Source organism: Kitasatospora sp. NPDC015121, assembly GCF_055562955.1.
The window spans coordinates 218,659-245,149 of sequence record NZ_JBVHEH010000007.1 but is presented as its reverse complement, the minus strand read 5'-3'; the positions used below and the strand labels follow the sequence as shown (position 1 = coordinate 245,149).

At 76.0% G+C, this 26,491-nt stretch carries 28 protein-coding genes; 12 read left to right on the top strand and 16 right to left on the bottom strand.

Translation table 11 applies throughout. The features are described from left to right. Positions 1-3: 3 nt before the first annotated feature. The 5 genes from ligK to ACZ3J7_RS12855 are packed head-to-tail and all read left to right on the top strand — an operon-like array spanning position 4 to position 4,906. Positions 4-690 (top strand): 4-carboxy-4-hydroxy-2-oxoadipate aldolase/oxaloacetate decarboxylase, encoded by a 687-nt coding sequence (gene ligK, locus ACZ3J7_RS12875; protein ID WP_465619795.1) that lies wholly within the window; start codon positions 4-6, stop codon positions 688-690. Continuing rightward, positions 690-1,625, top strand: a complete 936-nt coding sequence (locus ACZ3J7_RS12870; RefSeq protein WP_465619987.1) for an amidohydrolase family protein — start codon at positions 690-692, stop codon at positions 1,623-1,625. The genes ligK and ACZ3J7_RS12870 overlap by 1 nt, the downstream gene beginning before the upstream one ends. Before the next feature lie 5 nt (positions 1,626-1,630). After that, entirely contained in the window at positions 1,631-2,935 is a 1,305-nt protein-coding gene (ligA, locus tag ACZ3J7_RS12865) for a protocatechuate 4,5-dioxygenase subunit alpha (RefSeq protein WP_465619793.1), read from the top strand. Position 2,936: 1 nt separating this feature from the next. Next, the gene (locus ACZ3J7_RS12860; protein WP_465619791.1) at positions 2,937-3,911 is read left to right on the top strand and encodes a Gfo/Idh/MocA family oxidoreductase; all 975 of its coding nucleotides are present in this window, start codon (positions 2,937-2,939) and stop codon (positions 3,909-3,911) included. Beyond that, positions 3,908-4,906, top strand: a complete 999-nt coding sequence (locus ACZ3J7_RS12855; protein WP_465619789.1) for an aldo/keto reductase — start codon at positions 3,908-3,910, stop codon at positions 4,904-4,906. Before ACZ3J7_RS12860 ends, ACZ3J7_RS12855 begins: the two co-directional genes overlap by 4 nt. Before the next feature lie 7 nt (positions 4,907-4,913). Here the strand turns inward: ACZ3J7_RS12855 and ACZ3J7_RS12850 are convergent, their stop codons facing one another. Further along, the gene (locus tag ACZ3J7_RS12850; protein WP_465619787.1) at positions 4,914-5,501 is read right to left on the bottom strand and encodes a mycothiol transferase; all 588 of its coding nucleotides are present in this window, start codon (positions 5,499-5,501) and stop codon (positions 4,914-4,916) included. A gap of 187 nt (positions 5,502-5,688) precedes the next feature. On the opposite strand from ACZ3J7_RS12850, the gene ACZ3J7_RS12845 reads away from it, so the two are divergent. Then, on the top strand, positions 5,689-6,273 hold the full coding sequence (locus ACZ3J7_RS12845) for a DinB family protein (protein ID WP_465619785.1): 585 nt from the start codon (positions 5,689-5,691) through the stop codon (positions 6,271-6,273). A 26-nt stretch (positions 6,274-6,299) separates the two neighbouring features. Here the strand turns inward: ACZ3J7_RS12845 and ACZ3J7_RS12840 are convergent, their stop codons facing one another. The 4 genes from ACZ3J7_RS12840 to ACZ3J7_RS12825 all read right to left on the bottom strand — a co-directional run bounded on the left by ACZ3J7_RS12840 (position 6,300) and on the right by ACZ3J7_RS12825 (position 10,973). Next, positions 6,300-7,151, bottom strand: a complete 852-nt coding sequence (locus ACZ3J7_RS12840; RefSeq protein WP_465619784.1) for a hypothetical protein — start codon at positions 7,149-7,151, stop codon at positions 6,300-6,302. Between the two features lie 71 nt (positions 7,152-7,222). Continuing rightward, complete coding sequence (locus tag ACZ3J7_RS12835; RefSeq protein WP_465619782.1) at positions 7,223-8,314, bottom strand: hypothetical protein; 1,092 nt, start codon at positions 8,312-8,314, stop codon at positions 7,223-7,225. Then, positions 8,311-9,603 (bottom strand): MFS transporter, encoded by a 1,293-nt coding sequence (locus tag ACZ3J7_RS12830; RefSeq protein ID WP_465619985.1) that lies wholly within the window; start codon positions 9,601-9,603, stop codon positions 8,311-8,313. The genes ACZ3J7_RS12835 and ACZ3J7_RS12830 overlap by 4 nt, the downstream gene beginning before the upstream one ends. Before the next feature lie 2 nt (positions 9,604-9,605). Continuing rightward, positions 9,606-10,973, bottom strand: a complete 1,368-nt coding sequence (locus ACZ3J7_RS12825) for a discoidin domain-containing protein (protein WP_465619780.1) — start codon at positions 10,971-10,973, stop codon at positions 9,606-9,608. Between the two features lie 459 nt (positions 10,974-11,432). Between ACZ3J7_RS12825 and ACZ3J7_RS12820 the strand changes: the two genes are divergently transcribed. After that, a complete protein-coding gene (locus tag ACZ3J7_RS12820; protein WP_465619778.1) occupies positions 11,433-12,899 on the top strand; it encodes an alpha/beta fold hydrolase in 1,467 nt (488 codons plus the stop codon). On the opposite strand, the gene ACZ3J7_RS12815 is transcribed toward ACZ3J7_RS12820, so the two are convergent. Further along, entirely contained in the window at positions 12,851-14,125 is a 1,275-nt protein-coding gene (locus tag ACZ3J7_RS12815; RefSeq protein WP_465619776.1) for an MFS transporter, read from the bottom strand. The genes ACZ3J7_RS12820 and ACZ3J7_RS12815 overlap by 49 nt on opposite strands. 100 nt (positions 14,126-14,225) lie before the next feature. On the opposite strand from ACZ3J7_RS12815, the gene ACZ3J7_RS12810 reads away from it, so the two are divergent. Beyond that, the gene (locus ACZ3J7_RS12810; protein WP_465619775.1) at positions 14,226-15,311 is read left to right on the top strand and encodes a DUF5937 family protein; all 1,086 of its coding nucleotides are present in this window, start codon (positions 14,226-14,228) and stop codon (positions 15,309-15,311) included. 41 nt (positions 15,312-15,352) lie between these two features. On the opposite strand, the gene ACZ3J7_RS12805 is transcribed toward ACZ3J7_RS12810, so the two are convergent. The 6 genes from ACZ3J7_RS12805 to ACZ3J7_RS12780 all read right to left on the bottom strand — a co-directional run bounded on the left by ACZ3J7_RS12805 (position 15,353) and on the right by ACZ3J7_RS12780 (position 20,093). After that, a complete protein-coding gene (locus ACZ3J7_RS12805) occupies positions 15,353-15,922 on the bottom strand; it encodes a hypothetical protein (RefSeq protein WP_465619773.1) in 570 nt (189 codons plus the stop codon). Positions 15,923-15,998: 76 nt separating this feature from the next. Beyond that, positions 15,999-16,511 carry an LLM class flavin-dependent oxidoreductase gene (locus ACZ3J7_RS12800; RefSeq protein WP_465619771.1) on the bottom strand — a complete coding sequence of 171 codons (513 nt, stop codon included), beginning with the start codon at positions 16,509-16,511 and terminating at the stop codon, positions 15,999-16,001. Between the two features lie 33 nt (positions 16,512-16,544). Continuing rightward, the gene (locus tag ACZ3J7_RS12795; RefSeq protein ID WP_465619769.1) at positions 16,545-17,816 is read right to left on the bottom strand and encodes an MFS transporter; all 1,272 of its coding nucleotides are present in this window, start codon (positions 17,814-17,816) and stop codon (positions 16,545-16,547) included. A 128-nt stretch (positions 17,817-17,944) separates the two neighbouring features. Further along, entirely contained in the window at positions 17,945-18,784 is an 840-nt protein-coding gene (locus ACZ3J7_RS12790) for an SDR family NAD(P)-dependent oxidoreductase (protein WP_465619767.1), read from the bottom strand. Next, positions 18,781-19,872 (bottom strand): flavin-containing monooxygenase, encoded by a 1,092-nt coding sequence (locus tag ACZ3J7_RS12785; RefSeq protein WP_465619765.1) that lies wholly within the window; start codon positions 19,870-19,872, stop codon positions 18,781-18,783. The genes ACZ3J7_RS12790 and ACZ3J7_RS12785 overlap by 4 nt, the downstream gene beginning before the upstream one ends. A gap of 38 nt (positions 19,873-19,910) precedes the next feature. Further along, a complete protein-coding gene (locus ACZ3J7_RS12780) occupies positions 19,911-20,093 on the bottom strand; it encodes an NAD(P)-binding protein (protein ID WP_465619763.1) in 183 nt (60 codons plus the stop codon). A gap of 133 nt (positions 20,094-20,226) precedes the next feature. Between ACZ3J7_RS12780 and ACZ3J7_RS12775 the strand changes: the two genes are divergently transcribed. Next, positions 20,227-20,862, top strand: a complete 636-nt coding sequence (locus ACZ3J7_RS12775; protein ID WP_465619761.1) for a TetR/AcrR family transcriptional regulator — start codon at positions 20,227-20,229, stop codon at positions 20,860-20,862. A gap of 222 nt (positions 20,863-21,084) precedes the next feature. Here ACZ3J7_RS12775 and ACZ3J7_RS12770 read toward each other — a convergent pair whose 3' ends face one another. Both ACZ3J7_RS12770 and ACZ3J7_RS12765 read right to left on the bottom strand, forming a co-directional pair. Further along, positions 21,085-21,342 carry a hypothetical protein gene (locus tag ACZ3J7_RS12770; protein WP_465619760.1) on the bottom strand — a complete coding sequence of 86 codons (258 nt, stop codon included), beginning with the start codon at positions 21,340-21,342 and terminating at the stop codon, positions 21,085-21,087. An 89-nt stretch (positions 21,343-21,431) separates the two neighbouring features. Next, positions 21,432-21,818, bottom strand: a complete 387-nt coding sequence (locus ACZ3J7_RS12765; RefSeq protein WP_465619758.1) for a peptidase inhibitor family I36 protein — start codon at positions 21,816-21,818, stop codon at positions 21,432-21,434. Positions 21,819-22,160: 342 nt separating this feature from the next. Here ACZ3J7_RS12765 and ACZ3J7_RS12760 point away from each other — a divergent pair, with 342 nt between their 5' ends. Beyond that, on the top strand, positions 22,161-22,886 hold the full coding sequence (locus ACZ3J7_RS12760) for a hypothetical protein (protein WP_465619756.1): 726 nt from the start codon (positions 22,161-22,163) through the stop codon (positions 22,884-22,886). A gap of 162 nt (positions 22,887-23,048) precedes the next feature. Here the strand turns inward: ACZ3J7_RS12760 and ACZ3J7_RS12755 are convergent, their stop codons facing one another. After that, positions 23,049-23,828, bottom strand: a complete 780-nt coding sequence (locus ACZ3J7_RS12755) for an NAD(P)H-dependent oxidoreductase (protein ID WP_465619754.1) — start codon at positions 23,826-23,828, stop codon at positions 23,049-23,051. 143 nt (positions 23,829-23,971) lie between these two features. On the opposite strand from ACZ3J7_RS12755, the gene ACZ3J7_RS12750 reads away from it, so the two are divergent. After that, positions 23,972-24,835 carry a helix-turn-helix transcriptional regulator gene (locus tag ACZ3J7_RS12750; RefSeq protein WP_465619752.1) on the top strand — a complete coding sequence of 288 codons (864 nt, stop codon included), beginning with the start codon at positions 23,972-23,974 and terminating at the stop codon, positions 24,833-24,835. A 195-nt stretch (positions 24,836-25,030) separates the two neighbouring features. Here ACZ3J7_RS12750 and ACZ3J7_RS12745 read toward each other — a convergent pair whose 3' ends face one another. After that, positions 25,031-25,918, bottom strand: a complete 888-nt coding sequence (locus ACZ3J7_RS12745) for an NAD(P)H-binding protein (RefSeq protein WP_465619750.1) — start codon at positions 25,916-25,918, stop codon at positions 25,031-25,033. Positions 25,919-26,016: 98 nt separating this feature from the next. On the opposite strand from ACZ3J7_RS12745, the gene ACZ3J7_RS12740 reads away from it, so the two are divergent. Then, the gene (locus tag ACZ3J7_RS12740) at positions 26,017-26,427 is read left to right on the top strand and encodes a winged helix-turn-helix transcriptional regulator (protein ID WP_465619748.1); all 411 of its coding nucleotides are present in this window, start codon (positions 26,017-26,019) and stop codon (positions 26,425-26,427) included. Positions 26,428-26,491: the final 64 nt, after the last annotated feature.

Below are 26,491 nucleotides of genomic sequence, written 5' to 3'. Positions count from 1 at the left end.
CCCATGCACACCGAACTCGGTGTCGTCCGCACGAAGATCGAGCGGCCCGACCCGGCCGCGGTGGCCGCGCTGTCGGCCTTCGGCACGGCGACCGTCCACGAGGCGATGGGCCGCACCGGCCTGACCCGCCCGTACCTGCGCCCGGTGTACCCGTCGGCGCGGCTGTGCGGTCCGGCGGTGACGGTGCTGCTGCAGCCGGGCGACAACTGGATGCTGCACGTCGCGGCGGAGCAGGTCCGGCCGGGCGACGTGGTGGTGGCGGCCTGCACGACGGAGAGCGAGGACGGGTTCTTCGGCGACCTGCTGGCGACCTCGTTCCGCGCCCGGGGCGGCGCGGGCCTGGTGATCGACGGCGGGGTGCGGGACGTCGCGGAGCTCCGGGCGATGGACTTCCCGGTGTTCTCCCGGGCGGTGAACGCCCGCGGCACGGTGAAGGCCACCCTGGGCTCGGTGAACGTCCCGGTGGTGTGCGCCAACGCGCTGGTCCGCCCGGGCGACGTGGTGCTGGCGGACGCGGACGGCGTGGTGGTGGTGCCGCGCGAGCGGGTCGCCGAGGTCGCCGGGGCCTCGGCGCGGCGCGAGGAGAACGAGGCGGGCAAGCGCGAGCGGCTGCGCTCGGGCGAGCTCGGCCTGGACATGTACGCGATGCGCGGCCCGCTGGCCGAGCTCGGCCTGCGCTACGAGGACTGATCGCCGTGGACCAGGGGAAGACCCCGGGCTGGCTGGACTGGCACCCGGCCCCCAGCCGCCCCGGACTGGCGCTCCCGGCGGGCGCGGTGGACGCGCACTGCCACGTGTTCGGCCCGGCCGCCGAGTTCCCGTACGCGCCCGAGCGCAAGTACACCCCGTGCGACGCCTCCGCCGAGCAGCTGTTCGCGCTCCGCGACCACCTGGGCTTCGCCCGCAACGTGATCGTCCAGGCGACCTGCCACGGCGCCGACAACCGCGCCCTGGTGGACGCGCTGCGCCGCTCCGGCGGCCGGGCGCGCGGCGTGGCGACCGTGCGGCCGGGCGTCTCGGACGCCGAGCTGCGCGAGCTGCACGGGGCGGGGGTGCGCGGCGTCCGGTTCAACTTCGTCCGCCGCCTGGTCGACGTCACCCCGCGCGCGGACCTGTGGGACGTGGTGGAGCGGATCGCCCCGCTCGGCTGGCACGTGGTGCTGTACTTCGAGGCCGCCGACCTGGCCGGGCTGCGCGAGTTCCTCCTGTCCGTCCCGGTGCCGCTGGTGGTCGACCACCTGGGCCGCCCGGACGTCTCCAAGGACCCGGACGGCCCGGAGTTCGCCGAGTTCCTGTCCTTCCTGCGGGCCCGGGAGGACGTCTGGTGCAAGGTCGGCTGCCCCGAGCGGCTCTCGCTGACCGGTCCGGCCGCCCTGGACGGCGAGCGGAACGCCTACCGGGACGTGGTGCCGTTCGCCCGCCGGGTGGTCGGGGAGTTCCCCGACCGGGTGCTGTGGGGCACCGACTGGCCGCACCCCAACCTGAGGGACCACATGCCGGACGACGGCCTGCTGGTCGACTTCCTGTCGCACGTCGCGCCCACCGCCGAGCTGCGGCACAAGCTCCTGGTCGACAACCCGACCCGCCTGTACTGGCCCGAGGGCCCCGAGAACGAAGGGAGTTGAGCGGCGTGGCACTGGACCGCAGGTACCGGCTCGTCCCCGGCACCACCATCTTCGACGCCGAGCAGTCCGCCCGCGGCTACCACCTCAACCAGTTCTGCATGTCGCTGATGACGGCCGAGAACCGGGCCGCCTACCTGGCCGACGAGCGCGCCTACCTGGACGCCTGGCCGCTGCGCGAGGAGCAGAGGCGGGCGCTGCTGGACCGGGACCTGAACGCGGCGGTGCGCGAGGGCGGGAACATCTACTTCCTCGCCAAGTGGGGCGCCACGCTGGGGTTCTCGTTCCAGCAGATGGCGGGCTCGATGACCGGCATGACCGAGCAGGAGTACCGGGACATGATGGTGGCCGGCGGCCGCTCCGCCACCGCCCCGGCCGGCCGGATCGACCACGCCGTGCTGGAGGCCGCGCACGCCGGCCAGGCGCCGCCCGCCGAGCACGCCGCCGTCTCGGCCGCCGTGTTCACCTCGCACGTCCCGGCGATCGGCGCGGCGCTGGACCACGGCAGGACCCACGAGCCGTACTGGCGGCCGGTGTTCGCCGGGTACGAGCACTCCCGGCGGTGGGCCGCCGCGCACGTCCCGGACGTCGTGGTGCTGGTCTACAACGACCACGCCAGCGCCTTCGACCTCTCGCTGGTCCCGACCTTCGTGCTGGGCACCGGCGCCGCCTACCCGACCGCCGACGAGGGCTACGGCCCGCGCCCGGTGCCGGGCGTCGAGGGCGACCCGGAGCTGGCCGCGCACCTGGCGCACTGCCTGATCCAGGACGACTTCGACCTGACGCTGGCCAACGAGATGCCGGTCGACCACGGGCTGACGGTGCCGCTGTCGCTGATGTTCGGCGAGGTCGAGAGGTGGCCGTGCAAGGTGATCCCGCTGCACGTCAACGTGGTGCAGTACCCGGTGCCGTCCGGGTCGCGCTGCTTCGAGCTGGGCCGGGCGCTGCGCCGGGCGATCGAGTCGTACCCGCGTCCGCTGGACGTCCAGGTGTGGGGCACCGGCGGGATGAGCCACCAGTTGCAGGGCCCGCGGGCCGGGCTGATCAACCGGGAGTGGGACAACGCCTTCCTGGACCGGCTGGTGGCCGACCCGGCGGGCCTGGCCCGGGTGCCGCACCTGGAGTACGTCGAGGAGGCCGGCTCGGAGGGCATCGAGCTGGTGATGTGGCTGATCGCGCGCGGCGCGCTGAGCGACGTCGACGGCGGCGGCACGGTGGACGTCGAGCACCGCTTCTACCACGTGCCGGCCTCCAACACCGCCGTCGGCCACCTGATCCTGAACAACCACCCGCGGCACCCCGAGGAGAACTGACATGACCACCCAGCAGCCCCTGCGGATCGCCCTGGCCGGCGGCGGCGCGTTCGGCGCCAAGCACGCCGCCGCGCTGCGCCGGATCGAGGGCGTGGAGCTGGCCGCCGTGGTCTCCTCCTCGCCGGACAGCGCGCGGAGGTTCGCCGCCGAGCAGGGCGTCGAGCGGGCGGCCGGCAGCCTGGCCGAGGTGCTGGCGGCGGACGACGTGGACGCGGTGGTCCTGGCCACCCCGACGCCGCTGCACGCCGAGCAGACCCGGGCCTGCCTGGCGGCGGGCAAGCACGTGCAGGTGGAGATCCCGGTCGCGGCCTCGCTGCCGGACGCCGAGGCGTCCGTCGCGGCCGCCGAGCGCACCGGCCTGGTCGCGATGGCCGGGCACACCCGCCGCTTCAATCCCAGCCACCAGTGGGTGCGGCGGCGGATCACGGCCGGCGAGCTGACCGTCCAGCAGATGGACGTGCAGACCTACTTCTTCCGCCGCACCAACCTCAACGCGCTCGGCCGGAAGCGCAGTTGGACCGACCACCTGCTGTGGCACCACGCCGCGCACACCGTCGACCTGTTCGCCTACCAGACCGGTTCGCCGATCGTCCGGGCCAACGCGGTCCAGGGCCCGGTCCACCCCGAGCTGGGCATCGCGATGGACATGTCGATCCAGTTGCAGGCGGCGAGCGGCGCGATCTGCACCCTCTCGCTCTCCTTCAACAACGACGGCCCGCTCGGCACCTTCTTCCGCTACATCGGGGACACCGGCACCTACCTCGCTCGCTACGATGACCTGGTGACCGGAGAAGACGAACCGATCGACGTCAGCGGCATCGACGTCTCCCTCGACGGCATCGAACTGCAGGACCGCGAGTTCGTGGCCGCGATCCGCGAGGGGCGCGAGCCGAACGCCTCGCTCGCCCAGGTGCTGCCCTGCTACCGCACCCTGGCCGACCTCGAACGGCAGCTCGCCCTCCCGGTGGGCGTGTGAGCACCCGCCGGATCGGCCCGTTCGAGGTCCCGGCCGTCGGCCTCGGCTGCATGAACCTCAGCCACGCCTACGGCACCGCGCCCTCCCCGGAGGACGCCGCGAAGCTGCTGCTGTCCGCGCTGGACGCGGGCGTCACGCTCTTCGACACCGCCGCGCTGTACGGCTTCGGCGCCAACGAGGAGCTGGTCGGCCGGGTGCTCGGCCCGCACCGCGACCGGATCGTGCTGGCCTCCAAGTGCGGCATGACGGGCGTGGACGGACGGCGCGTCATCGACGGCCGCCCGGAGACGATCCGGCGCACCGCGGACGAGTCGCTGGCCCGGCTGGGCACCGACGTGATCGACCTGTACTACCTGCACCGGCTCGACCCGGCCGTCCCGGTCGAGGAGAGCGTCGGCGCGCTGGCCGGGCTGGTCGCGGCGGGCAAGGTCCGCGAGATCGGCCTGTCCGAGGTGTCGGCGGCCACCCTGCGCCGGGCGCACGCGGTGCACCCGGTCGCGGCGCTGCAGAACGAGTACAGCCTGTGGACCCGCAACCCGGAGCGCGGCACCCTGGCCGCCACCCGTGAACTCGGGGTCGCCCTGGTCGCGTTCAGCCCGGTCGCGCGCGGCTTCCTCACCGACGCGCCGCCCGCGATGGCCGAGCTGCCGCCCGGCGACATCCGGCACACCATGCCGCGCTTCACCGACGCCCACTACCCGGCCAACCTGGCGCTGCGCGCCGAGCTGGCCGCGCTGGCCGCCGACGCGGGCCTGACGGTGGCGCAGCTGGCGCTGGCCTGGGTGCTCTCCCGCGGCGAGCACGTCGTCGCCATCCCGGGCACCCGCTCGGTCGAGCACCTGCGGGAGGACGTCGCGGTCCTGGACCTGGAGGTTCCGGCCGAGCTGCTGGCGGCGGCGGGCCGGGTGCTCTCCGACGAGACGGTGCACGGTTCGCGGTACGCGGCGGCGAACCTGCCGGAGATCGACACCGAGCGCTGCGGCGCGGCGGGCTGACGGCCCGTCACCCGGCGGCGGCGCCCGACGCCGCCGGGCCGGCCGGGCGCCACGGCTCGGCCCACGGCACGTCCCCGCCCTCGGCGGCGGCCAGCAGCGGGTCGAAGGTGGCGCCGTCGACGCCCTCCCGGATCAGGTCGGCGTGGCCGGCGTGCCGGGCGGTCTCCTCGATCAGGTGCAGCAGCACCCAGCGGACCGACCACGCCCCGACCCCGGCGGGCACCCAGGCCGCCCCCGGCGGCACGGGCACGGCCCGTCCGAGGTCGGCGACGGCCGCGACCGCGGCGTCCGTGGCGCGGGCCGCCGCCGCGTACGCGGCCAGCGCCCCGGCCAGCGTCTCGTCCGGCCCGAGCCGGAACTCGTCCCCGGCCTGCGGCGTGGCGGGCCGTCGCAGCACCAGTCCGGTCCAGAACGCCTCGCAGCGGGCGGCGTGCTTGATCAGGCCGCCGATGCTCAGCGGGCCGGCGGACGCGGCCGTCCTGGCCTGGTCGTCGGTCAGGCCGTGGGCGGTGGCGCGCAGGGCGCGGCGCTGGTGGGCGAGGTAGGCGGTCAGCGCCGTGCGCTCGTCGGGGACGGGCGGGACGACTCTCGGCACGGTGGCTCCCCCTGGTCATGCAAACTCTTGCAGAAAATTTCTGGCGGATCCTATCTCCACTCCGCCGATGATCCGCAACTCGCCCGATAAGCCCCAGAGTTAGTAGCCATTCGCCTTGCGCAATAGGCTGAAATTTCTTCCACAGCAGGGTTGACCGCTCCCCACCCGGGGCGAGAAGGTCTGCCCCATGCCCGCACACGTACCGCCCATCGCCGACGAGCGCGACGGCCTGCTCGCCTACCTCGCCCACCAGCGCCGCGCCCTGCGCGCCACCGCCCACGGCCTGACCGAGGAACAGGCCCGACTGACGCCCACCGCCAGCGCGTTGAGCATCGGCGGCCTGATCAAGCACGCCGCCCGCTGCGAGGCCGGCTGGACCGACCTGGTCCTGCGGCGCCGGCGCGGCCCGGAGCGGACGGCGGACGAGGACGACTCTGCCGAGTTCGCGCTCACCGACCGGGAGACCCTGGCCGGCGCCCTGGCGCAGTACGCGGCGGCGGCCCGTGAGACGGACGCGGTGGTCGCCGCCGTCGCCGACCTCGGGCAGGCCGTGCCGGTCCCCCGGGGGGTGCCGTGGTTCCCGGCGGAGGTGGAGAACTGGTCGGTCCGCTGGGTGCTGCTGCACCTGATCGAGGAGACCGCGCGGCACGGCGGCCACGCCGACCTCCTCCGCGAGAGCATCGACGGCGCGACCCTGTTCCCGCTGCTGGCCGCCGCCGAACGCTGGCCCGACCCGTGGTTCGAGCCCTGGCGCCCCCCGGCCGCCGACTGACCGGCGGCCGACCGGCCCGCCCGCCCCTATCCGGCGGCGGGCAGGACCGCCACCGAGGCCGAGGTGGCGCGCAGCCGCACCCGGTGGTCGGCGTCCGCCCGGGCGGGGAGGGCGATCCGGACGTCGGCGGAGGCCTGGTCCGGGTCGAAGGCGTAGCCGCCGTCCCCGGGCGGCAGCCGGAGGGCCACCGAGGCGGAGGTCGCGTCCAGGGCCAGCTCGTCGGGCGGGGCGGCGAAGCCGAGGTCGGCGCTGCCGGAGCGGATCGACACCGTCGCGTGCTCCGGGCGCAGGCCGACGGCGGTGCAGCGGATCGAGGCCAGCGACAGGGCGAGGTCGCCGCGCAGCCCCGACAGGGCGATCTCCCCGGAGTCCTGGCGGACCGTCAGCGCGGTGCCCTCCGGGACGGTGAGCCGCAGCCGCCCGCCGCAGCGGCCGAACGGGCCGCCGTCCGCGGCGCAGCGCACGGGCACCGCGCCGTCGCTCCCGGCCGGGCCGAGCCCGACCGGGCCGGGGGTGTCGGAGCCCTCGGGGAGGTACTCGGCCGTGAGGGCGGAGCCACCGGACCCGACGATCTCGACCCGGCCCGACACCCCGTCCAGCAGCAGCGCGCGCGGGCTGCCGGGCAGCGCCCGGGGCCCCTCCCCGACGCCGTCCACGGCGCCGTTCCGGTCGGTCAGGGCCACCGCGTAGACGCCGAGCAGGACCAGCGCGGCCGCCGCGGCGCCGATCCGCCACCGCCGCCACCCCCGGTGCCCGTCCGGCGGGACGGGCGGTCGCGGCGGGACGGCCGGAGCGACCGGGGCCGGCGGAGCGGCCGGGGCCGGTGGGGTGGTCGGGGCCGGTGGGGTGGTCGGTTTCGGCGGGACGGCTTCGCTCATGCCCGCCCGTGTGCCCGCTCCGGCCCGGCGCATTCCCGCCCCCGCCGGGCGTCCGGCGGGCTGACGCGCGGTCAGCCGCCCGGCACGGCCACCGGCGAGGAGGCGCCGCGGACGCGCAGGGCGGGCGCGCCCGTCCCGTCGGCGGGGACGGTCCACAGGTCGGTGCCCCGGCCGTTCGGGAGGGCGTAGCCGAGGGTGGCGCCGTCCAGCCAGGCCGCCTGGTCGTCGACGCTGCGGGTCTCGGCGAGCGGGTGCTCGCGCAGGTCGGCCAGGTCGAGGACGTACAGCCGCCAGGGCGCGGCCGGGTCGTCGGAGACCTTCTTCTTGAAGGCCAGCCGGGTGCCGTCCGGGGAGAGCGAGGGGCACTCGACGTTCTCCCGCAGGGTCCGGGCGGACCAGGCGGCCAGGTCGCCCTCGACCAGGCGGGTGCGGCCGCCGGTGGAGACGGTGGCGTAGAACCGGTTGTCGTCGGCGGCGAAGCCGACGCCCCAGTAGTTGACGTCGGCGGCGTGGTAGCGGGTGCCGTCCACGGTCAGCGGGATGCCCTCGATCGACTTGATCAGGTAGCCGGTGCGCAGGTCGAGCACGGAGGTGCGGGTGGAGAACCCGCTGACCGCGTAGGAGTCGCCGACCGCGAACGCCGTCCAGGACAGCAGGTTGCCGGAGGCGGAGACCCGGGCCCGGTTCGGGATGCCGGGCACGGTGATGCTCTGCAGCTGCCGGAACCGCCGGTCGTAGACGACGGCTTCGGTCCGGGCCGGGGTGCCGGGCAGCGCGCGCAGGCACAGCGCCCGCTCGCCCCCGGCGTAGAACCGCTCGCAACTGGGACCGCCGGCCTCGCCGCCCTCCCGGGCGACCCGCCCGGTGGCGGCGTCCCGGTAGTAGAGCCCGGCGCGGTCGAGCGTGAAGGAGCCGTCGGCGGCGACGACCCGGTGCGCGCCGCCGCGCGCCCGGGCGTGCAGCACGTACCCGAGCGAGCCGCCGAACAGCGCGAGCAGGGCGACGCCGAGCACCACCAGCCGCCACCCGGCGATCCGGCGCCCCGCTCCGACGTCCTCCACCTCGGCCCCGGGCAGGTCGAACGCGGTCAGGCGGTCCTCCGTCCGGACCGGTCCGGGTCCGGCGCCGCCGGTCGGCGCCGCTCCGCTCTCCGGTGTGCTCATGCGGTCTTCCCTTCGGGCAGGACGCGCCGGGCCGCGAGCAGCGCGGCGGCCAGCGCGAGTACGGCGGCGGCGAGCGCGGGGCGGGTGCCCCAGTAGGTCCAGGCGGCGCCGAACGCGGCGGCCCCCGCCAGCCGGGCCAGCGCCTGGCCGGTCTGGACGACGGCGAGGCCCCCGGCCCGGCCGGCGGCGGGCAGCAGCGGCCCGGCGAGCGCCATCAGGACCCCGTCGGTGGCGGCGTAGAAGACGCCGAGCAGGACGAGGACAAGGGCGGCGGTGGCCCACCCGACCGGGACGAGCAGCAGCAGGTAGGCGGCGAGCAGCGCGAGGTGCCCGGCCAGGAACGGGGCCCGGCGGCCGGTGCGGTCGGCGATCCGGCCCACCGGGACGGCCAGCAGCAGGTAGCAGGCGGCCGAGCCCAGCGGCAGCAGCGGGAACACCTCGGCGGGCAGGTCGAGCAGGCGCTGCAGCAGCAGGTAGAGGAAGGAGTCCCCGACGGTCGCGCCCCCGAGCAGTGCGGCGGCCCCGGCCACCCGCCGCAGCGCGGGGTCGCGCAGCACCTGGCGCACGGTCGGCCGGCCGGCCCCGGCCCCCGCCTCCGCGTTCCCCCGCCGCGCGGGGCGCGGGGCACGCGGCGCGGGCACCGGCGCGGCCGGGTCGGCGGGGCGGTCGCGGACGAACAGGACGAGGATCAGGACGCCGAGCAGTCCGGTGCCGAAGGAGAGCACGAAGACGGCGTCGTACGCGTCGGCGGTGGCCTGGAGCACGGCGAAGGCGGCCAGCGGGCCGAGCAGGGCGCCGGTGGTGTCCATGGCGCGGTGGGCGCCGAAGGCGCGGCCGAGGTCGGCGGGGGGCGTGCTGAGGGTGATGAGCGCGTCCCGGGGGGCGGTGCGGACGCCCTTGCCGAGGCGGTCGGCGGCGAGTGCGGCGGCGATGCCGCTCGCGGCGCCGCCGGCCAGCAGCAGGCCGAGCCGGGAGAGCGCGGAGAGCAGGTAGCCGGCCCCGGCGACGTGCTTGTGGCGGCCGCCGCCGCGGTCGGCGAGCCGTCCGCCGAGGAGTCGGACGAGTGCGGTGGCGCCGTTGAACAGGCCGTCGAGGAAGCCGAACTGGAGGGGTGACAGGCCGAGGCCGAGCACCAGGTAGAGCGGCAGCACGGCGGTGACCATCTCGGAGGAGACGTCGGTGACCAGGCTGACCGCGCCGAGCGCGAGGACGGTGCCGGGGACGCGCCCGCCCGGCCGGGCGGGGCGGGCGGGCGCGTCGGGGCGGCGGCCGGTGGTGGCCAGGTACATCATCAGTGGCAGTCGTAGGCGGGGCTGGTGTCCTCGACCCGGCCGTCGGTGCCGACGTAGGTCCAGCTGTAGCCGGTGTCGGTGAAGTCGAGCTTCAGGACGCCGTAGTCGCCGCTGATCCGCTTCTGGCTGTTGGGCTGGATCTGCTCGATGGGGTAGGGCTCGGCGCCGCCCATGCCGCCGACGATCTCGACGATGCCGTCGGCGGTGGCCCGGCCGTCGGGGTCCTGCGGGGCGAAGCGCTCGTAGTGGTGGTCGTGGCCGTTGAGGACGAGGTCGGCCTTGGCGGCGTAGAGGAGTTTCCAGACGGGCTTGGAGACGGGGTCGTTGCCGTGGCCGCCGGAGGAGTAGAGCGGGTGGTGCCAGTAGGCGGCGAGGCACTTCTTGCCGTTGGCGGCGAGGTCGGCCTTCAGCCAGTCGATCTGGGCGCTCTGGTCGAAGGAGTTGGAGTCGAGCGCGATGAAGTGCCAGTTGCCCTGGTCGTAGCTGTAGTAGCTCTTGCCCTGGGGGTAGGCGATCGCGCCGAAGTAGGACTTGTAGCCGGCCAGCGACCCGGCGGGGTCGTAGGTCTCGTGGTTGCCGGGGACGGGGCGGGTCTTGGCCTTGAAGGCGCCCCAGCTCTTGTCGTAGTAGTTCTTGAAGTCGCTCAGCCGGGCGTCGTCGTACTGGTTGTCGCCCATGGTGAGGTAGAAGGCGGGGTTGATCCGCTGGGCGAGCGCGGCGGTCTTCGGGTGGGCGCAGCCGCTGTCGGCGGCGGTGCACTGGGCGGCGATGTCGCCGGCCGCGACGACGGTGAACGCGCCGGTGCCGGGCGTGCCGGTGGGCGAGGGGCTCGGCGTGGGGCTCGGCGAGGGGGTGCCGGCGCCGGTGGTGCCGTAGACCTCCATCTCGTACAGCGAGTAGCCGTACGAGGTGCCGCGGGCGGTGCCGTACAGCCGGACGTAGCGGCCCCTGCCGGTCAGGCCGGTGAACTCGTCGGTGCCGCCGTTGCCGGCCTTCTCGGTGGCGAGGGCGGTCCAGGTGGTGCCGTCGGTGGAGATCTCCAGCCGGTAGGCCTTGCCGTAGGCGGCCTCCCAGCTGAGCTTGACCCGGGTGACGGTGGCGGTGGTGCCGAGGTCGACCTGCAGCCACTGCGGGTCCTTGCCCTCGGCGCTGGCCCAGCGGGTGCTGCCGCTGCCGTCGAAGGCCTTGGCGGCGGCGTACGAGCTGCCTTCGGTGGAGGAGGAGGTGGCGGGTTTGCCCTGGGAGAGGAGCGGGTCGGCCGCCGCTCCGGCGCGGTCGGACCAGCCGATGAGCAGTCCGCCGAGCAGGGCGAGCGAGACGGCGTAGCCGCCGATCCGGGCCCGGCGGGCCGTGGTTGCCTGGTGCATCTGTGAACTCCCTGACCTGGAACGGGGAGAGCTGGGCGCCGGTGCGGGACGCACCGGGGGCGGTGGCCGCACTCCACCGCGGCGGCCGGGTCAGAGCTCTCGCTGAGCGCGTCACGCCCCGTCCGGTGCGGGCGCCGCGCCGGGCCGCCGTCAGCGAGAGTAGTAGAAAGGAAACTTTCCTTCCAGTACTGGCGCCGCTCGAAATTCCGCTCGAACTCCCCTGCACGGCACCGCCGTTCGCCCTTCACCCGGACGCCCCGTCAATGTCACCCGGCGGCCCGGGCGGTGGCCGCGACCGGGACCGGAGTCGGGGGTGGCGTGGCCCTCCGGCATGACGCCGGGAACCCGCCGTACCCCGGAGGTCGGAGCCCGATCCGGTCCCCGCGCGGTACGCGGGCCGCCGACCGGCGGCCGGAGACTGGAGGCGTTCCCGGCCCCCTGCCCCGCATGGAGGAATGAATGGTTCTGCACGGCGGACGGAAGACCACCGTCCTGGCCCTGGGCGCGGCGGCGGCCGTGCTGGCAGCCCTGACCCCGGCGGTGGCGTCCGCCGCGGACGACCCGCTGCGGCGCTACACCGGGCAGCGGCCGCGGTGGGAGCGCTGCGACCCGGCGCGCCCGGCCGCGTTCGAGTGCGCGAAGGTCACCGTCCCGCTGGACTACGCCGACCCGGCGGGCCGGACGCTCGACATCGCGGTCTCCCGGGTCCGGGCGGGCGATCCCGCGCGGCGGCACGGCGTGCTGCTGCTGAACCCGGGCGGCCCGGGCGGGTCGGGGCTCGACCTGCCGGTGGACCTGGCCCCGGGCCTGGCGCCGCAGGTGTCGGCCCGCTTCGACCTGGTCGGCTTCGACCCGCGCGGCGTCGGCCGCAGCTCGCCGATCGCCTGCGACCTGACGGCGGACCAGCGGGTCTTCCAACGCCCCTACTCGGCGCGGACGTTCGCCCGGGACACCGCCCTGGCCAGGTCGGCCGCCGACCGGTGCCGGGCGAAGGCCGGCGACGTGCTGCCGCACCTGACCACCCGCAACGCCGCCCGGGACATGGACCTGGTCCGGGACGCCCTGGGCGAGCGGAGGATCTCCTACTTCGGGCACTCGTACGGCACCTACCTCGGCGCCGTCTACACCCAGCTGTTCCCCCGGCGGGCGGACCGGATCGTGCTCGACAGCGCGGTCGACCCGGCGCTCGCCTGGCGCGGCACCCTCCGGCGGGGCGCCGAGGACGCCGAACTCGCCTTCACCCGCTGGACGCAGTGGGCCGCCGCCCGTGACGGCGCGTACGGTCTGGGCGCCACCCCGGAGCGGGTCCGCCGGACGTTCTGGGAGCTGGTCGCCCGCGCCGACCGGACGCCCGTCCCGACCGGGGGCGGGCCGGTGGACGGCGACGCCGTCCGCGCCCGGTACGCCGCGTTCGTGCACGTCGAGGAGGTCAGCGCCTGGCTCGCCGCGCTGAAGGCCGCCGCCGAGGGCGGTCCGCCCGCGCCCGCGCTGCCGGAGGCCGTCGCCCCCGACAACACCGCCTCGGTCGCCTGGTCGGTCTTCTGCGGCGACGCCCCCGGCAGTTGGCCGCGCGACCCCGAGCAGTACCGCCGGGACGCCGTCCGCGACCGGGCCGCCGCCCCGCTGGCCGGCGACTTCGGCGCGAACGTCCAGCCGTGCGCGTTCTGGCCGCGCGGCACCGGCGAGCCGACCACCGTGGTGGACAACGGCGTCCCCGCCCTGATCGTCCAGAACGAGTGGGACCCGCAGACCACGCTCGGCATGGCGCAGGGCATGCGCCGCGCCCTGCACGGCTCCCGGCTGGTCACCGTGGCCGGCGGCGAGGGCCACGGCGTGGTGGTCGGCGGCCCGTCCTGCGCGGACGACAGCGTCACCCGCTACCTGACCACCGGCCAGCTGCCCGCCCGCGACACCACCTGCGGCTGAGCCCCGCCGCCCCGGTGGACGGCCCCGGCCGCGGCGAGGGTGCCCGCGGCCAGGGCCGGCCAGAGCGCGACCGGGGCGAGGGCGGTGATCACGGCCGGGGAGAGGGCCAGGCCCAGGCCGGTGGAGAACTGCAGCCGGGACAGCGCGCGGCCGAGCCCGCCGGGCGGGGCCAGCGCGGTGACCAGGGGGGTGGCGCTGCCCGCGTAGAGGATCTCGCCGAGGGTGCAGGGGACGGTCACCAGCGCCACCGCGAGCGGGCCGAACGGGGTGGCCGCCAGGAAGGCGAGGTAGCTCGCGGCCAGCACGGCTCCGGCGAGCGCCAGCACCCTCGCCCGCGGCCAGCGGGCCGCCGCCCAGGCGGTGACCGGCACCTGGAGGGTGACCACCAGCACGGTGTTGGCGACGAACACGGCGGCGGGCCAGGCCGGCGAGGCGTGCAGCACCGTCACCAGCACCAGCGGCACCGCGATCTCGGGCACGTTCAGGCAGAACACGTACACCACGTTGGCCGCCAGCACCGCCCACAGCCGCCGCGCCCCGCCGTCCCGCTCCACCCCGTCCGCCGCCGGGTCGGACCCGCGCCCGACCCCCCGCCCGGCGGCGCCGACCCGCACCGAGCGGGCCAGCGCGGCGGCCACCAGGAAGCCCGCGCCGGCCACCGCGGCCAGGGCCCGCAGGGCGGGGGCGCCGCCGGCCAGGCAGACGGTGGCGAGCAGCGCGCCGATGCCGAGCCCGGCGTTGCGGACGGCCCGGGCGGCGGCCAGCGCGGTGTCCCGCAGGCCGGGCTCGGCGACGGTGGTGACCAGGGCGGCGTGCGCGGCCGGCCAGGCCTGGTTGCCGATGCCGAGGAACAGCGCGGCCAGCGTGAACAGCGCCACTCCCCCGGTCGGCGCGGCCAGCAGCGCGGCCACGCCGAGCACCCGCACCAGCATCGCGGCGGCGACCGCCGCGCTGCGCGCGCCCCGGTCCAGCCAGCGGCCCAGCGGCGGCATGCAGGCCAGGCCCGCGACGATCCCGCCGGTCATCGCCAGGCCGGTGGTGGCCGCGTCCAACCGCAGCACCTCGATGCCGTACAGCAGCAGGAACGGGCGGAGCAGGCCGGAGCCGAGGGCGTCGACGAGCAGGGCGGCGGCGTAGCGCGGGCCGCCGCCGGCCCGGACCAGTCGGCGCGGGGTGGGGCGCGGCGGGGCGGGCGGCGGCGCGGCGGGGCGGGTGGTGGCGGTCATGGCGCCCAGGCTGCGGGCGGGGCGGCGGGGCGGTCACGTCGGTTGACGCTTTCCGTCAACCGGCGCCGGTCCGGCGTCCGTGCGCGGGGAGAATACCGGGGTGACCCTGCGCATCGACCTCGCCGGGACGCCGCCGGAGCGGATCCGGTTCGGTGTCTCCCCGCTCGCCGAACTGACCGCGATGCTGCACGTGCTGGCCTCGCCGGAGCACCATCCGCGGCTGGCCGGGTGGGCGGCGGGGGTGTGGGCGGGGCTGCGCCCGGAGCTGGCCGAGCGGCTGCGCGAGGCGGAGTTCCTGTGGCGCTCCTCGCGGGCGGACTTCCTGCTGCCGGCCCGGCCGCGGGCCACCCTGGCGGCGGAGCTGGACGAGCTGGACGGACTGGACGACGAGCGGTACGCGCACACGGCGCTGGTCACCTCCTGCGGCTCCAACCGGCGGACCTTCGCCGACCGCTCCCCGCTGCACGACCCGGCGGCCCGGGCCGCCGCGCTGGACCGGGCACAGGCCCGCGGCCCGGCCCAGGAGGCGTTCGTCGAGCGGCTGCTGGACGATCCGGCGGCGGTCCGGGCCCGGGTGCGGGAGACCCTGGAGCTGTGCGCGGAGGCGTTCTTCGACCCCGAGTGGCCGGCGCTGGCCGCCCGCCTGGGCCGGGACGTGCGGGACAAGGCCGAGCTGAGCCGCCGTCAGGGCCTGGCGGCGGCGATGGCCGAGGTGTCCGCGGCGGTCGCGGTGACCCCGGACGGCGGTTCGCTGGTCCTCGACAAGCTGCAGGACTCCACGACGCAGGCCGGCCCGGCCGGGGTGACCTTCCTGCCGAGCGTGTTCGGCCACCCGCACCTGGTCGCCGTGTACGCCCCGGGCTGGCAGCCGGTGGTCCAGTACCCGGCGGCGGACGGGGAGCGGGCGGCGACGGTGGCGCTGGAGACGGTCGCCCTCCGGCTGGAGGCGCTGGCCCACCCGGTCCGGCTGCGCCTGGTCCGCACCCTGGCCCGCGGCCCGCACACCACCGGCGAACTGGCCCGCGCCTGGGAGCTCACCCCGCCCGAGGTCTCCCGCCACCTCGCCGTGCTGCGCCGGGCCGGCCTGCTCACCGCCCACCGCCGGGGCCGCCACGTCCACCACGTCCTCGACCTGGCCGCCACCGCCGCCCTCGGCGGCGACCTGCTGTCCGCCGTGCTGCGCTGACCGGGCCGCACCGGCGGGGCCGCGGACCCCGGGAGGGGCGCTCAGTCGCTCGGTACCACGACGGTGAGGACGGCGCAGACGCCCATGACGGCCAGCATGGTGAAGGCGAGCGTGCGGCCGGGCGGGTCGGGGCGCGGGCCCAGCCGGGCGTCGACCGTGTCGCGCGGGTCGACGGTGACCTGGAGCCGGTCACCGAGCGCGGGGTGGTCGCCGTCGGTCGAGACGTTGTGGAGCACGGTGCCGTCGGCGAGCCGGACGTCCACGGCGGTCACGGACGGACCGACACCGGCCATCGGGTCGGAGGTGACGACGGCGCGGGTCACCTCGGCGTCGGAGGTGACGCCGCGGTCGTGCATGATCTGCTGGTCCTGCATGCCGAGTCCGGCGGCGCAGAGGAAGGTCCAGGCCGCGTACACCCCCACCAGGGACACGCCCGCGATCCCCTCGCCCTGCTTGCCCAGGCGGAGCGCGCCCACCACGCCGAGGACCAGGACCAGCACGAAGCCGACCAGGCTGAGCAGGCCCAGTCCCCGGTCCCGCAGGGCCAGCAGCCCCCACAGCACGAACACGGCCGCCGTCGCGCCGACCGGACCCCACAGGTACTTCTCCACGGCCTCACCCCCGGTCTTCCCGTACCCCGCCGGGAGACGGCCGACTCGCACCCGCGCGAAGTCACCTGACGCGCCGTCAGCCATCTCGGGCGTCCGCCAGGAGTCCCCGCGGGTCGGCGGTGGCCGCCGGGACGCCGTGGTTCTCCGCCACCGCGACCGGGTTGACCACGACCTCGTCGACGCCCGCCGCGAAGAGGCGTCCGATGCCCGCGCGGACCTCCCGGCGGGTGCCGAACAGGAAGACGCCCTCCTCGACCAGCTCCCGGGCGGAGGTCACCGGGTCGGCCGGGTCGACGTCCAGCCCGGCCCGGCGCAGCATGTCCGCGTAGTGCGGCACCCGCAGGTGGAACCCGGTGGCGCGCCGGGCGAGCACCATCGCGTTGCGGCCCGGCCGGTCCAGCGCGGCGTGGACGGCGGTGACGATCCGCGGCCGCTCCCGTCCGGCGGCGCGGGCGCCCGCCCCCAGGGCCGGGGCCAGCACGTCCCGGACGTACTCGACCGGCGTCAGCCGGCTGATCGCGGCGTCGGCGACCGCGCCAGCCGCCCGGGCCGTGCCGGGGCGCAGCACGCCCGCGCCGACCTCCGGCACCTGCGCGCCGTCCGGCAGCGGGGAGCGTGCCGGTCATCGGCGGGCGTCCAGCGCGCAGCGCCGTTGGCAGGCGAGCGCGAGGGACATCAGCGCGGCGGGCAGCAGGGTGAACCCGGCCAGCAGCGCGGTCAGGGCCGCGTCGCTCTGCGCGGCGTGCTCGCCGGCGGTGCTGGAGACGAAGCCGCCGAGGGCGAGGACGGCCGCGTACAGGTAGGGGCCGACGGCGGTGCCGGTGGCCTCGGTGGCGGTCCACACGCCGGTGTAGGCGCCGGCTTCGGCGTGTTCGGCGGCGGCGACGGCGTCGGGCAGCAGCGCGAACGCGAACAGTTGCAGGCCGGCGAAGGCGACGCCCATCACCATCACCACGGCGGCGGTGGCGGCGACCCGCGCTCCCCCGTCCAGCAGGGCGGCGGCGGGCAGCAGCAGGACCGAGCCGGTGGCGAAGGCGGCCTGGGAGGCGAGCAGTCCGCGCTGCTTGCCGTTGCCGGGGCGGCGCGACCAGGCCGTCCAGGCGGGTCCGGCGAGCATCGCGGGGGCCAGGAAGAGGCCCATGAACAGGGCGGTGAGCCCGCTGTCGTGGAAGACGTACGCGGTGACGTAGGGCAGCGCGGCCAGGAAGAGGTGGGTGGTGGTGCCGGTGAACAGGTAGGACAGCACCAGCGGGCGGAAGTCCGGGTCGCGCAGGGCGGTGCGCAGGTCGGCGCGGGTGGAGTGGCCGGCCCGTTCGGCGGGGGCCTTGAAGCCGCACTCGGCGGTGAGCCGGCGCACGCCGAGCAGCGCGACGGCGGCGGAGGCGGCCATCGCGGCGGCCAGCAGGACGGCCATCCGGGCGTAGTCGGCGCGGCCGCCGCCGGCGGACAGCGCGGGGGCGGCGACGCCGGCGGCGAGCAGGCCGACGGTGAGCAGCGCCATCCGGAACATGAAGACCCGGGTGCGTTCGTGGTAGCCGACCGCCAGGTCGGAGGGGGTGGTCAGGTAGGGCACCTGGAACGCGGCGAACAGCAGGTTCCCGGCGGTGAACCAGCCGCCGACCCAGAGCGCGGCGCCCCAGCCGTGTAGGGCGGACGGGACGCTGAACACCGCGGTCATCGCGAGGCCGAGCAGCAGTCCGGTGCGCATCATCCGCCGCCGGTGGCCGTCGCGGCGGGCCTGCCGGTCGGAGCGGGAGCCGAGCAGCGGGTGGGCGACGACGTCGACGGCCTTGGGCAGCAGCAGGGTGAAGCCGGCCATCAGGGCGGGGACGCCGAGCACGTCGGTGAGGAAGTACAGCAGGAGCAGACCGGGCACGGTGACCCAGACGCCCATGCCGACCGATCCGGCGGCGTACAGCGTGAGCGTCCCGCGCCCGGCCCCGGCGCCGGTCGCGCCCCCTGCCTCGGCCCCGACCCCGGCCTCGGTCCCAGCCCCGGCCCCGGCTCCGGCCCCGACCCCGGTCACTCCGTTCCCCGGTGGCGGGCGACCAGGCCGGCGGCGAGTTCGGCGCCGTCGAAGGCCCCGGCGGGGGTGCGGGCGGCCAGCGTGCGGCTGACGATCCGGTCGGTGAGGGCCGGCAGGTGGCGGGCGAGGAAGAACTCGACGGCGCCCTTGCGGGTGGTGGTGACGTCGCGGTGCGGGCGGGTGGAGAACGCGGCCTTGCCGATCGCGTCGAGCACGCCCTCCAGCGGCTCGTACACGCTCATGCCCTCCAGCGAGAGTCCGGCGGCCTTGGTGGAGTCGTGGATCGGGCTGCGCACGGCGGAGGGGTAGACGCAGCTGACGCCGACGTGGGTGCCGAGTTCGAGGCGCAGCGCGTCGGCGTAGGCGACCATGGCGCGCTTGGAGGCGCCGTAGGCGGCGGCGAGCGGGAGCTGCATGACGGCCATCCGGGAGGTGACCATGACGACCCGGCCGCGGGCGGTGACCAGGGCGTCGACGCAGGCGGCGGTGGTGCGCCAGGTGCCGAGCAGGTTGATCTCCAGCTGGCGGCGGACCTCGTCGCCGGGGGCGTGCTCGGCGGGTGCGGGGCCGCCGGTGCCCGCGTTGTTGACGAGCACGTCGAGGCCGCCGAGGGTGGCCAGCGCCTCGGTGACGGCGGCGGTCACGCCGTCGTCGTCGGTGACGTCGCAGCGCAGCACGGGGAAGGGTTCGTCGCCGGTGGGGCGCAGGTCGAGTCCGAGGACGTGCGCGCCGGCGGCGGTGAGGCGGGTGCCGAGGGCGCGGCCGATGGTGCCGGAGGCGCCGGTGATCAGGACGCGGCGGCCGCGCGGGTCCTGGCGGCGGTTCAGGATCGTCACCGCTGGTTCTCCTTCTCGTTCGCTGCCGCGCGGCGGGCGCCGGCCTTGAGTTCGCGGGGGACGGCGGCGACGTACCGGTCGAAGTCGATCCGCATCATCGGGCGCTTGTCGCCCCAGCGCCGGACGGCGGCGGCGTGCGCGCGGCGGACGTGCGCGCGCTGCCGCTCGGCGCTGGGCAGGGCGTAGCGGCCGGCCAGGTGGGCGGCGACCAGCCGGCCCTGGGCCTCGACGACGGGGAGCGCGGCGCCGGTGGACTGCATCAGTCCGACGAAGCCGAGGGTGGGGTCGTCGAGGTGGAACACCCGCTGGTAGAGCGGGAGTCGCTCGGGGTCGGGGCCGGTCCAGCGCTCGTCCAGGAAGGGCAGGGTGACCCGGTAGCCGGTGGCCCAGACGATGACGTCGACCTCGTCGGTGCGGCCGTCGGTGAAGTGCACCCGGGTGCCGTCGAGCCGTTCGACGCCGGGGCGGGCCTCGATCTCGCCATGGGTGAGGCGGTGCAGGACGGTGTCGCTGATGGTGGGGTGGTCCTGGAACAGGCCGCCGGCGGGTTCGGGCAGTCCGTACCGGCCGGGGGTGCCGACGGCGAGCCTGAGCACGCTCTGCGCGACGGCCTGCCGGATCCGCCAGGGCAGTACGGCGAGCGCGCCGCCGGTGGCGTCGGCGGGGCGGCCGAACAGGTACTTGGGCACGATGTGGGTGCCGCGCCGGGCGGAGAGCAGCACGGGGCCGTCGGCGACGTACGAGGCGTCGACGGCGATGTCCATCGCGGAGTTGCCGGTGCCGACGACCAGCACCCGCCTGCCCGCGTACGCGTCGGCGCCGCGGTGGTCGTGGGCGTGCAGCTGGGTGCCGTCGAAGCTGCCGGGGTAGCCGGGGCTGGGCCACTTCGGCTCGCGGTTGTGGCCGTTGGCGACCACGACGGCGTCGTAGCGCTCGCCGTCGACCCGCCAGCCGTCGGCGTCCCGGACGACCCGGCGCACCGTGGTGCCGAACCTGACCCGCTCGGTGACGCCGAACCGGTCGGCGTAGTCGGCGAGGTAGGCGGCCACCCGGGCGGCGGACGGGTAGTCGGGCCAGGCGGCGGGCATCGGGTGGTCGGCGAACTCGGTGCGGCCCTTGCTGGTGTTCAGGTGCAGGCTGTCGTACGCCGGGGAGCCCCTCCGCCGGCGGGGTCGTCGCCGGCCCACAGGCCGCCGACGCGGGTGCCGCGTTCCAGGACGGTGACGTACAGCCCCTGGTCGAGCAGTGCCTTGGCGGCGGCCAGCCCGGCCGCGCCGGCGCCGATCACCGCCACCCTGGTCGAGCCCATGCCGGGTGCTCCTCTCGTGGGAAGGCGCTCATTCAATCGAATGATGGAGTCCGGCACAATGGGTGGTGACCTGCTTGTTTCCGCTCCATCACCTGATGGGAACCTCCTCGCCGGTGCGCTATCCTCGATGCCCATGAGCGCCCTGCCCGAGGACGGCCCCCGCGAACGGATCCTGGCGACCGCCACCCGGCTGTTCGCCGAACGCGGCTACGACGCCACCAGCACCCGGGCGATCGGCGACGCAGTCGGCCTCAACATCGCCACCGTCGCCTACCACGTCGGCGGCAAGCCCGAGCTGTACCGCGAGGTGATGCGCCGCGCCCACCTGGCCCAGCGTGAGGTGGTCACCGAGGCGCTGGCCCGGCTGCACGCCTGCGGCCCCACCCCGGCCGAGACCCGGGCCGCGCTGCTCGCCTTCGTCGACGACTACCTGACGTTCTGCCTGCGCCGACCCGAGGTTCCGGCGCTGTGGATGCGCCGCTGGCTGGCCGAGGGCGCCGACCACTCCGACATCGAGAGCGAGTTCGCCGGTCCGCTGGTGGCCGAGGTCGCCGCCGCCGTCCGCACCGTCCTCGCCCGGGCCGGCCTCGGCGCCCGCGCGGACGTCGAGATGCTGGTCTTCACCATCGTCTGGACGTCCCACTCCTTCGGCCAGGCCGGCGTCATCGACCCGGCCGGCACCCGCCGCGGCCCGCTCGACCTCCCCGTCCTCGACCGCTTCCGCCGCCACCTGCACACGGTCGTCACCGCCGTCCTCGACCAGGGCTGACCACCGCGCGAGAACACCGTCGCGGGGCCGTCCGGCCAGTCGGCGTGCGGCGCGGGAGGTGCGGCAGCCGGTCCGAGCCGCGGTCACGACCGTGCGGAAGTCCGCCGTGGCGACAGGGGGTTCGTGAAGGGTCCGGGCGCTTGCGGGCGGGTTCGGCTGTCGCCGGGCGGCCCGGCCGCGCCGTGGTACGAGGCGCGCCCTACCGCCGGAGGCGGCGGCCGCTCAGGCGGCGGCCCGCCGGGAGCGGCCGTCGGCGAGGACGGGGGCGACGGCGGCGCGGAAGCCCGACCGGTCGTCGCCGTAGGCGGCGGACATCGCCCGCAGCCACCAGGTGGTGATCACCGCTTCGCGGTCCGCCGGGTCCTCGACCGGTCCGAGTTCGGCGTAGAACCGGGCCCGCTCCTCGTAGGTCAGCCCCTGCTCGATGCCGTTGATGCTGCGCGGCACCCGCAGCGTCCCGGACTCCGCCGTCGAGGTCATCCCTCTGCCCTCCCCTGCCCTGCCACCCGTCTGCTGCTCAGACGGTAACCCGGCCGGACCCGATCCGTCTCCCACCCGCCGCGCCGGTCTCACTCGCAGCCGCCCCGCCGCCAGTCGTTGGAACTGCCCCGGCCCGCGTGCCCGGGGTCGTCCGGGGAGGCCTCGCCGGGGGCGAGGGCCTTGGCGTGGCCGATCAGGTTGACGTACTGCCACACGCAGGCGTACCGGTCCGAGGTGCCGTTGTTGAACCAGGACCGGTCGTTGTTGTCGACCTCCCAGCTGCCCCAGGACGCGTTGTCGCCGAGGAACCGGTACATCCGGCCCCGGTAGTCGGGCTGGTCCCACACGCACAGGTAGCCGGACGGGCAGGCGGCGGTGCCGGTACGGCCCGGGGCCGCCTGGGCGGAGCCGGCGGGGAGCAGGGTCGCGGCCATGGCGATGGCGGCGGCCATCGCGGTCTTCACGCGCAGGCGCATCCGGGGGTGCCTCTTCGATTCGGGCGGCGGGGCCGCTCGCGGGGTCGGTCGGACGCGAACGTATCCCGCCCCGCCACCGGGAGTTGAGCCGAATGCGGCTCCTACGAGGGAGCGCCCGAAGCACCGGGAGCGAAGCCCCGGCCGCCACGCTCCCCCACCACCAGCCGCGCGCCCGCGCGGATCGAACAGGCATCACGATCCCAAGGAACGCGGGCGGGAACAGAGTTGACCGAACGACGGAAAATACTCTCCCTTCGCCCACGAATCCATTTGCACGATGGCGTTGAGCTGCGAGAACGTATGCCCCGTCGATCCGTGGTCCGGATCAGAGGGAGGCTTTCGGTGTCGTCGTTTCGGAACTGGGCGGTGGTGGCCGTCGCGGCCGCGGCCCTGGCGGGGTGTTCGATTTCCCCGCCCGGCGGCCGGCCCGCTCCCGCCTCGCCGTCGGCTCCGGGCGGCGCGCAGGGGACGGCAGAGCTGCTGGCGCTGGTCGACGCGGCGCGGGTGCCGTTCTCCGCCAGCCTGTCCGGGTGGGTGCGGGACACCGATTCCGACGCGAGGCTCAGCGGCACCGTCAACGTGGCGGACGTCCAGACCGGAGAGGTGTCCGCCTTCGGGCTGATCGGAGGCAGCGTCACCACGGTGTACCTGACGCTGACCCGGGACGCCTCCTACCAACGCGTCGACGAAGGGCCGTGGACCAGGACGGAACGCACCGTCGACCGGCTGGTGGCGGACCACCGTCCCCTGGTGTGGTCGCTGCTGGCCGCCGACCCCGCCTCCTACCGGGGGATGGAGGAGCTGCGCACGCGCAGGGGCGGCCGGGCCCACCACCTGTCCGGGCGACTGCCGGTGACCGCGCTGGAGGAGGCCGTGAGCACTCGCTACCTCCGGCGGCTGACCGAACACCACGTCCTCGACTGCGCCACCGACCTCCTCGTCGACACCGACGGCCGGCTCTCCGCACTCGAGGTGGACTGCGCCGGCGGCGGCTACCAGCTGACCTCCGAGCTGGCCCTGGCCGAGTTCGGCCCCGTGACCGAATCGGAGGCACCGACCGGTCCTTGAACACCGGCCCCCGTCGCACGCGGTGTCCCGCACCTCGGCGTTGCCGTTCTTCCCCCCGCTCTTCGTCCGCTCCCGGTCCGCGGCCCCGGAGACCCGGTCCCGGGCGCGTGCGCTCCCCGGTGGCCGCCGGTCCCGCGAGGCGCCGTGGCGCGTCCGGCGCGGCTACGCCTCCAGGTGCAGGGCGAAGCCGCTGCGGCCGGCCGGTTCCAGGCCCGGCTTCAGGTGCAGGGACGGGATCTCGTAGTCGCCGAAGTTCTGGCGGCGGTACGGGACCGGCGCGGTGGTCTCCAGGGTGCGCAGGCGCTGTTCCCAGGCGGCGGCGACGGCCGGGTAGTCGGCGGGGGTGAGGCGGTCGCTGCCGTAGACGACGAAGGGCGGGAGCACTTCGAGGCCGGGGTAGTGGAGGATGCCGTGCTGGATCGGGAAGAGCAGGTCGTCGATGGGGCCGTTGATGCCGCGCGGGGCGTAGTGGGCCTCGGGGCCGCCGACGGTGACGGAGAGGAGGGCGCGGCGGCCGGCCAGGGTGCCCTCGCCGAAGCGTTCGCCGTACTTGGTGGCGCTGTGCTCGCCGACGCCGTAGGCGAAGCGGTGGGTGAAGACCCGGTCGACCCAGCCCTTGAGGATGGCGGGCATGGTGTACCACCAGAGCGGGAACTGGAGGATGACGGTGTCGGCCCGGAGCAGTTTCTCCTGCTCGGCGCGGACGTCGGGGGTGAGCGTCCCGGCGTCGAAGGCGCGGCCGGAGTCGCGGGGCACCTGGAGCGGGCTGGAGGCGTGCGGGCCGTAGTCCTCGGCGTCGGCGGCGGCCTTCCAGCCCATCGCGTAGAGGTCGCTGACCTGCACCTCGTGCCCGGCGTCCGTGAGGACGGCGACGGCGTGGTCCTTCAGCGAGCCGTTGAGCGACCGGGGCTCGGGGTGGGCGTGGACGATCAGGATCTTCATCGGAGGGGCTCCTCGGTTGCGGTTGCCTCCGATCCTGGCGGCCGCGGCGCCCGGCGTTCAGGGACCGGGCGTCCGTAGGACCGGGCTTCCTGGTACTCGTGGGGCCACCCTCGGCGCGGCGGCGGCGGGCGATACTGAGGGGCGTGGACGATCTCGCGGGCTTTCTGCGGACCCGGCGCGCCCGGGTCGATCCGGCGTCGGCCGGCATCCCGACCGACGGCCGCCGCCGGGTCGCGGGGCTGCGGCGGGAGGAGGTCGCGCACCTGTCCGGGGTGAGCGTCGACTACTACGTGCGGCTGGAGCAGGGACGGGCCACCCAGCCGTCCGAGCAGGTGCTGGACGCGCTGGCGCGGGTGCTGGGCCTGGACGGCACCGAGCGGGCGCACCTGCACCGGCTGGCCCGGCAGCCCCGGCGGCGGGCGAGGGTGCCGGGCGGGCGGATCCGGCCGGAGCTGCTGCGGGTGCTGGGGCTGGTCCGGGGGGCGCCCGCGCTGATCATGGACCACCGGATGAACGTGCTCGCGGGGAACCGGCTGGCCGGACTGCTGTACGGGCGGCCGGAGCCGGCCGGGCTGAACACCGCCCGGCACATCTTCCTGGAGGAGGGCGAGCGCGGCCTGTACGCGGACTGGGAGTCCTGCACCCGGGACGTGGTCGGGCACCTGCGGCTGGCCGCGGGCAAGTACCCAAACGATCCCGGACTGGCCTCGCTGGTCGGCGAGTTGGCGATGGGCAGCGAGCGCTTCCGCCGCCTGTGGGCCCGCGCCGACGTGCGCGCCCGGATGCACGGGCGCAAGGCGTACCGGCACCCGCTGGTCGGGCTGCTCGAACTGGACCAGGAGAACTTCGCGCTGCCGGACGACTCGGGCGCCGAACTGCTGGTCCTCTCGGCGGCCCCGGGCAGCCCGGCCGAGGACGGGCTGCGCCTGCTCGCCGGCCTGGCCGCGGACGCCGACGCGGCCGCGGCCGCCCGCCCGGCACGGGAGGACGTCCGGGCCGACGAGTGACGTCCCCCAGGGCCCGTCGTCGAACCCCCGCCTGCCCCGCGACGCCTGGCACGCCCTCTCGCCGCACCGGGCGAAAAGCCGAGTGCATCCCGTACGAGGCCTTCCACCCGGCACGCCGAGAGCACGCACCAGAGGCCGCAGGGCTGCGACGGGGGCGTGAAGACGCGCCCTGGATCCGCCCCCCGGCCCGCCGCCTCAGCCCGCCGTCGCCGCGGGCGCGGGCGCGTGCGCGGCCAGCGCCTGCGCGACGGTGGTGGCCAGCGGCGTGGTCGGGCGGCCGATCAGCCGGGAGAGTTCGCCGCTGCCGCCGGCCAGCAGGCCGCGGGCGATGCCGGACACGTCCACGTCGACCAGGATCTCGGCGAGCGGCTGCGGCAGGCCCGCGCCGGTGAGCATCCCGAGGTTGGCCTCGGCAGGCAGTTCGTGGTGGGCGACCGGGCGGCCGCTCTGCCGGGACAGTTCGGCGGCGTACTCGGCCAGCGTCCAGGCCTGGTCGCCGCTGAGTTCGTACGCCCGGCCCTCGTGGCCCTCGCCGGTGAGCACCACGGCCGCGGCGGCGGCGTAGTCGGCGCGGCCGGCGGAGCCGATCCGGCCGCCGGCGGTGCTGCCGGCCACGCCGTGCTCCAACTGGACGGGGATCAGCGCGGTGTAGTTCTCGGTGTACCAGCCGTTGCGTAGGAAGGTGTGCGGCAGGCCGGAGTCGAGGATCAGCCGTTCGGTCTCCTTGTGCTCGTCGGCGAGCCGGAAGTCCGCGTCCGGGCCGCCGAGCACTCCGGTGTAGACCAGGCGGGCGGCGCCGGCCGCCTTCGCCGCCTCGACCACCGCGCGGTGCTGGGCGGTGCGGCGGCCGACCTCGCTGCCGGAGATCAGCAGCACGGTGTCGCCGGGGCGGATCGCGGTGGCCAGCGTCTCGGGCCGGTCGTAGTCGGCGGTGCGCAGCTCGACGCCGCGGGCGGCCAGGTCGGCCGCCCGGTCCCGGTCGCGGACGGCGGCGGCGACCTCGGCGGCCGGGACGCGGGCCAGCAGTTCCTCGATGATGAGGCGGCCCAGCTGACCGGTGGCGCCGGTGACGACGATGCTCATGGTGATGCAGCTCCTGGAGGGGGAGGACGGCTTGTGCACCCCACCCTAGGAAAGTCGCTCACCATTCGGAAGTACCCACCTTCGGGTAAGCTACTGGCATGAACGCCAGGGTGAAGGAACTGACCGGCGGGCCCGCCGCCGACGTCAACTCGGCCGACTGCGCCTCCCGGGGCATCCTCGAACACGTCACCAGCCGCTGGGCCGTGCTGGTGCTCGCCGTGCTGCTGGACGGCACCCACCGGTTCGGCGAACTGCGCCGCGCGGTGGGCGGGGTGAGCGAGAAGATGCTCGCCCAGACCCTGCAGACCCTGGAGCAGGACGGCCTGGTGCACCGCGCGGCGCAGGCCGTGATCCCGCCGCGCGTCGACTACTCGCTGACGCCGCTCGGCGAGGAGGCCGCCCGGCAGGTCTGGGCGCTGGCCCGCTGGGCCGAGTCGCGCGTCCCGGAGGTGCTGGCGGCCCGGGCGGCCCACGCCGAGGCGAGGGCGGGGGCGCCGGCCGCACGGTAGCGGGGGGAGGCCCCGGCGGCGGAGCCGGTGACCGCCGCGGCCGTTCCCGGGATACTGGGTGCCC